At 65.4% G+C, this 12,342-nt stretch carries 5 protein-coding genes, 3 rRNA genes and 1 pseudogene; 2 read left to right on the top strand and 7 right to left on the bottom strand.

Going from position 1 to position 12,342, the window contains the following annotated elements; translation table 11 throughout:
* Positions 1–14 precede the first annotated feature (14 nt).
* A complete protein-coding gene (locus CFP65_RS28570; RefSeq protein WP_254552618.1) occupies positions 15–509 on the bottom strand; it encodes a tetratricopeptide repeat protein in 495 nt (164 codons plus the stop codon).
* Positions 510–585: 76 nt separating this feature from the next.
* Here CFP65_RS28570 and CFP65_RS28565 point away from each other — a divergent pair, with 76 nt between their 5' ends.
* Positions 586–1,956, top strand: a complete 1,371-nt coding sequence (locus CFP65_RS28565; protein WP_104818878.1) for a DUF1015 family protein — start codon at positions 586–588, stop codon at positions 1,954–1,956.
* Between the two features lie 77 nt (positions 1,957–2,033).
* Here the strand turns inward: CFP65_RS28565 and CFP65_RS28560 are convergent, their stop codons facing one another.
* The 6 genes and pseudogenes from CFP65_RS28560 to tyrS all read right to left on the bottom strand — a co-directional run bounded on the left by CFP65_RS28560 (position 2,034) and on the right by tyrS (position 11,559).
* A complete protein-coding gene (locus tag CFP65_RS28560) occupies positions 2,034–2,861 on the bottom strand; it encodes a tetratricopeptide repeat protein (protein ID WP_104818877.1) in 828 nt (275 codons plus the stop codon).
* 441 nt (positions 2,862–3,302) lie between these two features.
* Positions 3,303–4,022, bottom strand: a pseudogene (locus CFP65_RS42215) (hypothetical protein); the annotation flags it as partial.
* Positions 4,023–4,579: 557 nt separating this feature from the next.
* Positions 4,580–4,696, bottom strand: a 5S ribosomal RNA gene (gene rrf / locus CFP65_RS28550).
* Between the two features lie 107 nt (positions 4,697–4,803).
* Positions 4,804–7,925 (bottom strand): 23S ribosomal RNA (locus tag CFP65_RS28545).
* 279 nt (positions 7,926–8,204) lie between these two features.
* Positions 8,205–9,726: ribosomal RNA gene (locus CFP65_RS28540) — 16S ribosomal RNA — on the bottom strand.
* Together the 16S, 23S and 5S rRNA genes form the textbook arrangement of a ribosomal RNA operon.
* A 570-nt stretch (positions 9,727–10,296) precedes the next feature.
* Positions 10,297–11,559: a tyrosine--tRNA ligase gene (tyrS, locus tag CFP65_RS28530; RefSeq protein WP_104821192.1), complete on the bottom strand. Its 1,263-nt coding sequence runs from the start codon at positions 11,557–11,559 to the stop codon at positions 10,297–10,299.
* 268 nt (positions 11,560–11,827) lie between these two features.
* On the opposite strand from tyrS, the gene CFP65_RS28525 reads away from it, so the two are divergent.
* Positions 11,828–12,331, top strand: a complete 504-nt coding sequence (locus CFP65_RS28525) for an HNH endonuclease (protein ID WP_104818874.1) — start codon at positions 11,828–11,830, stop codon at positions 12,329–12,331.
* Positions 12,332–12,342 lie beyond the last annotated feature (11 nt).

Raw genomic sequence — 12,342 nt, 5'->3', positions numbered from 1 at the left:
TCGTCTCGGACATCTCATTCGGGCGCCCGGTACCCCGGCGCCCCGGGCAGCAGCGGCCCGTACGCCCCGGCGCGAGCCGCCAGCGTCGCCCTGGTCTGCCGCAGCGCCGCCCGGTAGTGCTCGGACTCCGGCCGCATCGCCACCGCGAGCGCCAGGTGCTCCGCCGAGGTCTCGAAATCCCCCAGCCGGGCCGCGGCGACGCCCCACCCGAACTGAGCGTAGTCGTCCGCCGGATCGGCCAGCGCCACGGCCTTGAAGTTCTCCAGCGCCGCCGCGAACAGCCCGGCGTCGAACTGCGACCGGGCCAGCGTCTCCCGGATGCTCCGCGAGTGCGGCTCGGCGGCCGCCGCCCGCGCGAGCAGTTGCTCGGCCGCCGCCGGGTGGCCCTGCTCGAGCAACTTAGCCCCGCGTCTGAACCAGTCGTACACGTCCCCCTGCGGCACCCCGCCGGCCCCGACGGGCCCCGGCTCCTCCCCCGACCCGCTGCCCCGCTCCATCCCCTGATCCATCCCGGACCCCCTGTCACCTGACACTTCTCGGTACTCTTGATCTCTCAACACCGCATCCCCGGTTACCATGCCCAGAATGAGTGCACCCAGTGCAGATACCGGAGCGGAGTCTCCGGCAGGCGGCCCCGGCGATCCCGGCCACGTCGCCACCGCAGGGCTGTCCCTGTTCCCCTTCCGTGGCCTGCGGTACGTCCCGGACCGGGTCGGCACCCTCGCGGCGGTCACCTCCCCGCCCTACGACGTCGTCGACCCCAACCGACGGCTCGACCTGGAGACGGCCGACCCGCACAACATCGTGCGGCTGATCCTGCCCAGGCCCGAGCCCGAGGACAACGGCGACCGCCCGGACCGCGACACCCGCTACCGGCACGCCGCCCGGCTGCTCGCCGACTGGCAGCGCGAGGGCGTGCTGGCCCCCGACCGGGAGCCCGCGCTCTACGTCTACGAGCAGCGCACCAGCCCCGGCTCCCCCGGCGGCGAGCTGCTCCAGCGCGGTCTGATCGGCGCCCTCGCGGTCAGCGGCAGGGAGGCCGGGGTGGTGCTCCCGCACGAGGACGTGATGCCCCGCCCGGTGGCCGACCGGGTCGGCCTGATGCGCACCACCAAGGCCAACCTCGAACCGCTGCTGCTCACCTACCGCGGCCACGGCGGCGCCGCCGCCGTGATCGAGCAGGCGGTACAGGGCGAGCCGCTGCTCACCACGACCACCAGCGACGGCACCCACCACCGCCTCTGGGCGATCACCGACCCGGCCGACCTGGCCGAGGTCACCCGCGACCTGGCCACCTGCCGGGCGCTGATCGCCGACGGCCACCACCGCTGGGAGATGTACCTGCGCCTCCAGCGCGAGCACCGCCACCTCCCGCGCAGCCCCTGGGACCGCGGTCTGGTGCTCCTGGTGGACACCGCCCGCTACCCGCTCCGGGTGCGCGCCATCCACCGGGTGCTCTACCGCCTCCCGGTCGAGGCCGCGCTGGCCGCCCTCGGCGACCACTGGCGGGTCAAGGAGGTGCCCGGGCCGCTGGAGCCGGCCCTCCAGGCGCTGGCCGAGGCCAAGCGGCACGGCGGCAACGCCTTCCTGCTCACCGGCGGCGACGGCCACTACCACCTGGTCAGCGAGCCGGAGGAGGCCCTGCTGGCCGCCACCGTGCCGACCGGCAAGCCGGAGGAGTGGCGCCGGCTGGACGCGACCGTCCTGCACGCCACCCTGCTCGACCACACCTGGAGCATCCCGGACGGCCCGGACGACATCGGCTACCTGCACACCGCCGTCTCCGCCGAGCGCGAGGCCGCCCGCACCGGCGGCACCGCCGTCCTGCTCAACCCGGTCAAGGAGAGCGTGGTCCGCCGCCTCGCCGAACAGGGCGTGACGATGCCCCGCAAGTCCACCTCCTTCGGCCCCAAGCCCGCCACCGGCCTGGTCCTGCGCAACCTCAAGCTCGGCTGACCACCCCCGGCTCCGGCTCCGGACACGCCGAAGGCCCGGCGGGGAGATCCCCTGCCGGGCCTTCTGGTGCTCAGCTACTACCGCTTGTCGTCCCGGACGTCGACCTCGTCGATCTCCAGGTCGTCCTCGTCGTAGTACTCCTCGACGTCTTCCTCGTCCTCGTAGATGTCCCGGTCCTCACCGGTGTCATCCACGGCGATCTTGCGGCGCGGAGCCTCCTCGCGGACGGGCTCCTCATCCTGCTCCTCGCCCTCCTCCTCGCCCAGCTCGGGGTCGAGGGCGTCCACGAACTCCAGCCCGTCGATCTCGGCCAGCCGCTCGTGCGCGTTGGTCGCACCCTCGGTGTCCGCCTCGGCGGCCTTGGCGAACCAGTCGCGGGCCTCCTCCTCGCGGCCGACCGCGATCAGCGCCTCGGCGTACGCGTAGCGCAGGCGAGCCGTCCACGGGTGCACGGCGCTGGAGCCCAGCTCCGGGCTCTGCAGCGTCACCAGTGCGGCGTCGAGCTGGCCCAGGTCGGCGCGGGCGCCGGAGGCGACCAGGCGCATCTCGACCTGCCCGGCCTTGTCCAGCTGCTTGACCTCCGGCTCGCCGGCCATCGCCAGCGCCTTCTCCGGCCGGCCCAGACCGCGCTCGCAGTCCGCCATGACCGGCCACAGGTCGGCCCGCCCGGTCATCCGCCGCGCCGCCCGGAACTCGGTGAGCGCCTCGGCGTACCGCTGCGTCACGTACGAGGCGAAGCCGGCCGCCTCACGGACCGAAGCCACGCGCGAGGCCAGCCGCAGGGCGACCCGCGAGTACTTGTAGGCCTCCTCCGGCTCGCTGTCGAGCAGCCGCGCGACCATCACCAGGTTGCGCGCCACGTCGTCGGCGAGCGTCTTCGGCAGGCTCTTCAGGTCCTGACGCACGTCCGCGTCGATCTCGAACCCGGTGACGTCCTCCGGGATCGGCAGCCGGTTGACCGGCTCGTAGTTGCCACGGCGGTCGTCATAGTCCCGACGGTCGTCGCGCTGCCCCTCGAACCGCCCACCCCGGTCACCCCGGTCCCGGCCGTAGCCGCCGCCACCCTGCGGGCGGTCACCGCGGTCACGGTTGTACCCGCCGCCCTGGGGACGGTCACCGTACGAGCGGCCGCCACCGGACGGACGGTCGCCGTACGAGCGGCCACCACCCTGGGGACGGTCACCGTAGGAGCGGCCACCACGGTCGTCACGGTCACGGTTGAACCCGCCACCCGACGGACGGTCGCCGTACGGCCGGCCACCACCGGAGGGACGGTCACCGTACGAGCGACCGCCACGGTCGTCGCGGTCCCGGCCGTAGCCGCCACCCTGCGGGCGGTCGCCACCACGGTCATCGCGACGGAACCCGCCGCCCTGCGGACGGTCACCGTAGGAACGGCCACCACGGTCGTCGCGGTCCCGGCCGTAGCCGCCGCCACCCTGGGGACGGTCGCCACCACGGTCATCGCGACGGAAGCCGCCGCCCTGCGGACGGTCACCGTACGAGCGGCCGCCACGGTCGTCACGGTCACGGCCGTAGCCGCCACCCGACGGACGGTCGTCCCGGTTGAAACCACCGGACGGACGGTCATCCCGACGGAAGCCACCGCCCGACGGACGGTCACCGTAGGAACGGCCACCACGGTCGTCACGGTCACGGCCGTAGCCGCCACCCTGCGGACGGTCACCGCGGTCATCGCGACGGAACCCGCCGCCGGACGGACGGTCACCCCGGTCGTCGCGACGGAAGCCACCACCCTGCGGGCGGTCGCCACCACGGTCGTCACGGCGGAAGCCGCCGCCCTGCGGACGGTCACCGTACGAGCGGCCGCCACGGTCGTCACGGTCACGGTTGAACCCGCCACCCGACGGACGGTCATCCCGGTTGAAACCACCGGACGGACGGTCATCGCGACGGAAGCCACCGCCGGAAGGACGGTCACCCCGGTCGTCGCGACGGAAGCCACCACCCTGCGGGCGGTCGCCACCACGGTCGTCACGGCGGAACCCGCCACCCTGCGGACGGTCACCGTACGAGCGACCGCCACGGTCATCACGGTCACGGTTGAACCCGCCACCCGACGGACGGTCACCGCGGTCGCGGTTGTAGCCGCCGCCCTGGGGACGGTCACCGTAGGAACGGCCACCACGGTCATCGCGGTCCCGGCCGTAGCCGCCGCCACCCTGGGGGCGGTCGCCACCGCGGTCGCGGTTGTAACCGCCACCACCGGACGGACGGTCACCGTACGAGCGACCACCACGGTCGTCACGGTCGTCACGACGCGGGCCACGGTCGTTCGACCAGCCCCCACGCGACCGGGAGTCTTGGCCGCGGCCGTCGTCCGATCGACGCTCGGGACGGTCCTGGGGAGGGTACGACATCGTGGTGACTCCTTCTGCTGCTCTGCTGCACCGCGCACCCGAGACGACCCAGTCGCCCTGCACGGTGTGATGCCGGCCACGTGGCCGCACATCATCTCCATTGTCCGACATCCCGCCCGGTCCCGCGTCGCGCGGGACGGCCGAACGGCTGCCGTGTGTAAGCCTGCTGCGCCTTTTGAAAGGCAAAACAAAAAGGCCGAGGGCCCCAGCGAATCGCTGGGGCCCTCGGCCTTTGAATAATTGTTCGGCGGCGTCCTACTCTCCCACAGGGTCCCCCCTGCAGTACCATCGGCGCTGTGAGGCTTAGCTTCCGGGTTCGGAATGTAACCGGGCGTTTCCCTCACGCTATGACCACCGAAACCCTATCGGGTATTCAGCGAACACACTTTTTAATTGATAAAGTGTTTCCTGTTCACCGGCAATAGCTGTTCGCTACCCGGGAACCACACAGTGAACGCGAGCGTCTGAGGACAAGCCCTCGGCCTATTAGTACCGGTCAGCTCCACCCATTACTGGGCTTCCACATCCGGCCTATCAACCCAGTCGTCTACTGGGAGCCTTACCCTCTCAAGGAGGTGGGAACATTCATCTCGAAGCAGGCTTCCCGCTTAGATGCTTTCAGCGGTTATCCCTCCCGAACGTAGCCAACCAGCCATGCCCTTGGCAGGACAACTGGCACACCAGAGGTTCGTCCGTCCCGGTCCTCTCGTACTAGGGACAGCCCTTCTCAATATTCCTACGCGCACAGCGGATAGGGACCGAACTGTCTCACGACGTTCTAAACCCAGCTCGCGTACCGCTTTAATGGGCGAACAGCCCAACCCTTGGGACCTACTCCAGCCCCAGGATGCGACGAGCCGACATCGAGGTGCCAAACCATCCCGTCGATATGGACTCTTGGGGAAGATCAGCCTGTTATCCCCGGGGTACCTTTTATCCGTTGAGCGACGGCGCTTCCACAAGCCACCGCCGGATCACTAGTCCCTGCTTTCGCACCTGCTCGACCCGTCGGTCTCACAGTCAAGCTCCCTTGTGCACTTACACTCAACACCTGATTGCCAACCAGGCTGAGGGAACCTTTGGGCGCCTCCGTTACTCTTTAGGAGGCAACCGCCCCAGTTAAACTACCCACCAGACACTGTCCCTGATCCGGATCACGGACCCAGGTTAGACATCCAGCACGACCAGAGTGGTATTTCAACGATGACTCCACCATGACTGGCGTCACGGCTTCACAGTCTCCCACCTATCCTACACAAGCCGAACCGAACACCAATATCAAGCTATAGTAAAGGTCCCGGGGTCTTTCCGTCCTGCTGCGCGAAACGAGCATCTTTACTCGTAATGCAATTTCACCGGGCCTATGGTTGAGACAGTCGAGAAGTCGTTACGCCATTCGTGCAGGTCGGAACTTACCCGACAAGGAATTTCGCTACCTTAGGATGGTTATAGTTACCACCGCCGTTTACTGGCGCTTAAGTTCTCAGCTTCGCCAACCCGAAAGTTGACTAACCGGTCCCCTTAACGTTCCAGCACCGGGCAGGCGTCAGTCCGTATACATCGCCTTACGGCTTCGCACGGACCTGTGTTTTTAGTAAACAGTCGCTTCTCGCTGGTCTCTGCGGCCGGCCCCAGCTCACGGAGTAAATCCGATCACCAGTTCCGGCCCCCCTTCTCCCGAAGTTACGGGGGCATTTTGCCGAGTTCCTTAACCATAGTTCACCCGAACGCCTCGGTATTCTCTACCTGACCACCTGAGTCGGTTTGGGGTACGGGCCGCCATGAAACTCGCTAGAGGCTTTTCTCGACAGCATAGGATCATCCACTTCACCACAATCGGCTCGGCATCAGGTCTCAGACTATGTGCAAGGCGGATTTGCCTACCTTGCGTCCTACACCCTTACCCCGGGACAACCACCGCCCGGGCTGGACTACCTTCCTGCGTCACCCCATCGCTCAGCTACTACCCTGTTGGGTCAGCGGCTCCACCACGTCCCTTCGTCCGAAGACTCCGGGCCGGCTTCACGGCTTTAGCATTCAGAGGTTCGCCGTTGGCGCTTCAAAGCGGGTACGGGAATATCAACCCGTTGTCCATCGACTACGCCTGTCGGCCTCGCCTTAGGTCCCGACTTACCCTGGGCAGATCAGCTTGACCCAGGAACCCTTGGTCAATCGGCGCAAGAGTTTCCCACTCTTGTATCGCTACTCATGCCTGCATTCTCACTCGTGAACCGTCCACAACTGGATTCCTCCGCTGCTTCACCCGGCACACGACGCTCCCCTACCCATCACAGCCCCCGTTGGGGGTATTGCTGCAATGACACGACTTCGGTGGTGTGCTTGAGCCCCGCTACATTGTCGGCGCGGAATCACTTGACCAGTGAGCTATTACGCACTCTTTCAAGGGTGGCTGCTTCTAAGCCAACCTCCTGGTTGTCTCTGCGACTCCACATCCTTTCCCACTTAGCACACGCTTAGGGACCTTAGTCGGTGTTCTGGGCTGTTTCCCTCTCGACCATGGAGCTTATCCCCCACAGTCTCACTGCCACGCTCTCACTTACCGGCATTCGGAGTTTGGCTAAGGTCAGTAACCCGGTGAGGCCCATCGCCTATCCAGTGCTCTACCTCCGGCAAGAAACACGTGACGCTGCACCTAAATGCATTTCGGGGAGAACCAGCTATCACGGAGTTTGATTGGCCTTTCACCCCTAACCACAGGTCATCCCCCAGGTTTTCAACCCTGGTGGGTTCGGTCCTCCACACGGTCTTACCCGCGCTTCAACCTGCCCATGGCTAGATCACTCCGCTTCGGGTCTTGGGCGTGCAACTCAATCGCCCTATTCGGACTCGCTTTCGCTACGGCTACCCCACACGGGTTAACCTCGCTACACACCGCAAACTCGCAGGCTCATTCTTCAAAAGGCACGCAGTCACGAGACACACAGCAAGCTGCATGTCCGACGCTCCCACGGCTTGTAGGCACACGGTTTCAGGTACTATTTCACTCCGCTCCCGCGGTACTTTTCACCATTCCCTCACGGTACTATCCGCTATCGGTCACCAGGGAATATTTAGGCTTAGCGGGTGGTCCCGCCAGATTCACACGGGATTTCTCGGGCCCCGTGCTACTTGGGAGAAGCTCAAGCGAGCCGTACAGATTTCGTCTACGGGGGTCTTACCCTCTACGCCGGACCTTTCGCATGTCCTTCGACTATCCATACGGTTTCTGACTCGCCCAACTGCCGGCAGACAGCTGAAGAACTTTCCCACGACCCCTTGAGCGCAACCCCTGCCGGGTCTCACACGCTCAAGGTTTAGCCTCATCCGGTTTCGCTCGCCACTACTCCCGGAATCACGGTTGTTTTCTCTTCCTGAGGGTACTGAGATGTTTCACTTCCCCTCGTTCCCTCCACACACCCTATGTGTTCAGGTGCGGGTGACAGCCCATGACGACTGCCGGGTTCCCCCATTCGGAAACCCCCGGATCAAAGCCTGGTTGACGACTCCCCGGGGACTATCGCGGCCTCCCACGTCCTTCATCGGTTCCTGGTGCCAAGGCATCCACCGTGCGCCCTTAAAAACTTGGCCACAGATGCTCGCGTCCACTGTGCAGTTCTCAAACAACGACCAGTCCCCCACCCTCGACCCGCACAAGGCGACTCTCAAGTGAGACCGGCGATCACTGAAGCAACGACATCAAGCCGTTCCCTCAGGACCCAACAACGTGCCCGACCCACCAGACTCTGGATACGCTTTCCACGCCGAAGCAGTACTAACGAACCATCACCCAGTGTGCCGAATAGTCAACGTTCCACCCATGAGCTAGCACTCGAAGACATTCGCTCCGAGCTGCTGTGTGCTCCTTAGAAAGGAGGTGATCCAGCCGCACCTTCCGGTACGGCTACCTTGTTACGACTTCGTCCCAATCGCTGGTCCCACCTTCGACGGCTCCCTCCCAAGGGTTAGGCCACCGGCTTCGGGTGTTACCGACTTTCGTGACGTGACGGGCGGTGTGTACAAGGCCCGGGAACGTATTCACCGCAGCATGCTGATCTGCGATTACTAGCAACTCCAACTTCATGGGGTCGAGTTGCAGACCCCAATCCGAACTGAGGCCGGCTTTTTGGGATTCGCTCCGCCTCGCGGCATCGCAGCCCTTTGTACCGACCATTGTAGCACGTGTGCAGCCCAAGACATAAGGGGCATGATGATTTGACGTCGTCCCCACCTTCCTCCGAGTTGACCCCGGCAGTCTCCTGTGAGTCCCCATCACCCCGAAAGGCATGCTGGCAACACAGAACAAGGGTTGCGCTCGTTGCGGGACTTAACCCAACATCTCACGACACGAGCTGACGACAACCATGCACCACCTGTATACCGACCACAAGGGGGCGACTATCTCTAGCCGTTTCCGGTATATGTCAAGCCTTGGTAAGGTTCTTCGCGTTGCGTCGAATTAAGCCACATGCTCCGCTGCTTGTGCGGGCCCCCGTCAATTCCTTTGAGTTTTAGCCTTGCGGCCGTACTCCCCAGGCGGGGAACTTAATGCGTTAGCTGCGGCACCGACGACGTGGAATGTCGCCAACACCTAGTTCCCAACGTTTACGGCGTGGACTACCAGGGTATCTAATCCTGTTCGCTCCCCACGCTTTCGCTCCTCAGCGTCAGTAATGGCCCAGAGATCCGCCTTCGCCACCGGTGTTCCTCCTGATATCTGCGCATTTCACCGCTACACCAGGAATTCCGATCTCCCCTACCACACTCTAGCCTGCCCGTATCGAATGCAGACCCGGGGTTAAGCCCCGGGCTTTCACATCCGACGCGACAGGCCGCCTACGAGCTCTTTACGCCCAATAATTCCGGACAACGCTCGCACCCTACGTATTACCGCGGCTGCTGGCACGTAGTTAGCCGGTGCTTCTTCTGCAGGTACCGTCACTTGCGCTTCTTCCCTGCTGAAAGAGGTTTACAACCCGAAGGCCGTCATCCCTCACGCGGCGTCGCTGCATCAGGCTTTCGCCCATTGTGCAATATTCCCCACTGCTGCCTCCCGTAGGAGTCTGGGCCGTGTCTCAGTCCCAGTGTGGCCGGTCGCCCTCTCAGGCCGGCTACCCGTCGTCGCCTTGGTGGGCCGTTACCCCACCAACAAGCTGATAGGCCGCGGGATCATCCTGCACCGCCGGAGCTTTCCACCAACCCCCATGCGGAGGAAGGTCATATCCGGTATTAGACCTCGTTTCCAAGGCTTGTCCCAGAGTGCAGGGCAGATTTCCCACGTGTTACTCACCCGTTCGCCACTAATCCACTCCGAAGAGCTTCATCGTTCGACTTGCATGTGTTAAGCACGCCGCCAGCGTTCGTCCTGAGCCAGGATCAAACTCTCCGTGAATGTTTTCCCGTAATCGGGAGAGACACTCGCGTTGAGCGGCACGGCAACCACCGGAATAGGGTGGCCCCGCGCACTGCGTCCTCGCTGTGTTTTGCTACTAAAGGAATCTCCAACCCGAACCGATCGGTTCAGGCCGGCGATGTCAACATATCTGGCGTTGACTTTTGGCACGCTGTTGAGTTCTCAAGGAACGGACGCTTCCTTCAAGCCGCTCTCGCAAGCTCTCCGGGCTTCGTTCGTTTCGTTCTTTCGTGTTTCCAGCTTAGCAGATGATTTCCGCTCCGTTTTCCGGAGTTTCATTCACCAGCTTTTTCTGCTGGGGCCTTTCGGCTTCCCCGACTCTATCAGAGCTTTTCGGGCGGCTTTTCCATCCGGAAAAGGGCGCACCGAACCGTTCGACAGTTTCGGAGTTCCGCCTGTTGATCTCGTTCGGGTCGGTGTGAAACCGGCCCGCCCGGTTCAGGCGGCTCGGACTACGTTAGGGCAACGGAAGGGCCAGGTCAAACACCGAGGGGCCCGATCCGTCTGGATCGGGCCCCTCGGTGGCTGGTAATCGACTACGGGTGAGGCTCAGGCGGTGAACTCGACCGCCGCGAGGTTGCGCTTGCCTCGGCGGAGGACGATCCAGCGGCCGTGGAGGAGGTCGGCCGGCGACACGGTGGCCTCCTCGTCGGTGACCTTGGTGTTGTTGAGGTAGGCGCCGCCCTCCTTGATCGTGCGGCGGGCGGCCGAACGGGAAGGGGCGAGGCCGGACTCGACCAGGAGGTCGACGACCGGGAGGAGTTCGGTCACGGTGGCCTTCGGGACCTCGGCGAGGGCGGCGGCCAGGGTGGCGGACTCCAGGTCGGCGAGGTCGCCCTGGCCGAAGAGGGCCTTGGAGGCGGCGACAGCGCGGTCGTACTGGTCGGCACCGTGGAGCATGGTGGTCAGCTCCTCGGCGAGGGCGCGCTGGGCCAGGCGGGCCTGCGGACGCTCGGCCGTCTCGCGCTCCAGCTCCTCGATCTCCTCCCGCGAGCGGAAGGAGAAGATGCGCAGGAAGTTCGGGACGTCGCGGTCGTCCACGTTCAGCCAGAACTGGTAGAACGCGTACGGCGTCGTGAGCTCGGGGTCGAGCCAGACCGTGCCGGACTCGGTCTTGCCGAACTTGGTGCCGTCCGCCTTCACGATCAGCGGGGTGGAGATCAGGTGGACGGACTTGCCCTCCGCCTTGCGGATGAGGTCGCTGCCGGCCGTGAGGTTGCCCCACTGGTCGCTGCCGCCGGTCTGCAGGGTGCAGTTGTAGCGGCGGTTCAGCTCCAGGTAGTCCATGCCCTGGAGGATCTGGTAGCTGAACTCGGTGTAGCTGATGCCCGCGTCGGAGTTGAGCCGTCGGGAGACGGCCTCCTTGGCGATCATGTTGTTGACCCGGAAGTACTTGCCCACGTCGCGCAGCAGGCTGATCGCCGACATGCCCGAGGTCCAGTCGAGGTTGTTGACCATGCGGGCGGCGAACTCGCCCTCGAAGTCGAGGAAGCGCGAGATCTGGCCACGCAGGCGCTCGACCCAGTTGGCGACCGTCTCGGGGTCGTTGAGCACGCGCTCAGCGGTGGGCTTCGGGTCACCGATCAGGCCGGTGGCGCCGCCGACCAGGCCGAGCGGGAAGTTCCCCGCCTGCTGGATGCGGCGCATGGTGAGGATCTGCACCAGGTTGCCCAGGTGGAGGCTCGGGGCCGTCGGGTCGAAGCCGCAATAGAAGGTGACCGGGCCGTCCGCGAACGCCTTGCGCAGTGCGTCCTCGTCGGTGGACAGGGCGATCAGCCCTCGCCACCGCAGCTCGTCGACGATGTCCGTCACGGTCACGCTTCTCCTTCGGTCGGGCGTCCGGCGCGGTGCGAGGGCCCGCTCTTCGGGCTCTCCCGCCTGGACGACTCCAGCGTTCTAGAGAGTACGCGCTCGTGGCCAGCGAGTTTTCCGGCAGACCGGACGGGGCACCCGGGTGGGTCTCGAAATTCCGTTGTTCGCGGGGCGGGTGGCGGTTCACAGTGGGGCGACGACCGTCCGTCGGGCGGGTGGAACTAGACGGCTGGGCCGTCGGGCGCAGCCGTTCGGGGAGGTGTCCGCAGTGCGCAACACGCTGGTGCTGAACGCGAGCTACGAGCCGCTGACGACGGTCTCGTTGCAGCGTGCCGTGGTCCTGGTGCTCCAGGACAAGGCGGTCGTCGAGCAGGCGCATCCGATGCGCGTGGTACGGGGTACGGGGGTCTCCGTACCGGTGCCTCGGGTGATCAGACTGCAACGGTACGTCCGGGTGCCGTTCCGACAACGGGCGCCGTGGTCGCGGCGGGGTGTGCTGGTCCGTGACCAGCACCTCTGTGCGTACTGCGGGCGGCGGGCCACCACGGTGGACCACCTGGTGCCGAAGTCCCGGGGCGGGGCCGACAGCTGGTTGAACACCGTGGCGGCCTGCGCCGCGGACAACCAGCTGAAGGCCGACCGGACGCCGGAGCAGGCCGGCATGCGGCTGCTCCGGGCACCGTTCGAGCCGACTCCGGAGGCCACGCTGATGATGGCGCTGGGGCTCCGCGAGGCCGGTGACCTGGCTGCCTGGCTCCCGGCCGTGGCGTAGGCGAAAGACTG

Source organism: Kitasatospora sp. MMS16-BH015, from assembly GCF_002943525.1.
Taxonomy (GTDB): Bacteria; Actinomycetota; Actinomycetes; order Streptomycetales; family Streptomycetaceae; genus Kitasatospora.
Note: the sequence above shows the minus strand (reverse complement) of the source record. Positions and strands in the feature narration are given on the sequence as shown.

Coding starts and splice junctions, on each gene's coding strand:
- CFP65_RS28565 (WP_104818878.1), top strand. CDS start 586: ATGAGTGCACCCAGTGCAGATACCGGAGCGGAGTCTCCGGCAGGCGGC.
- CFP65_RS28570 (WP_254552618.1), bottom strand. CDS start 509: ATGGATCAGGGGATGGAGCGGGGCAGCGGGTCGGGGGAGGAGCCGGGG.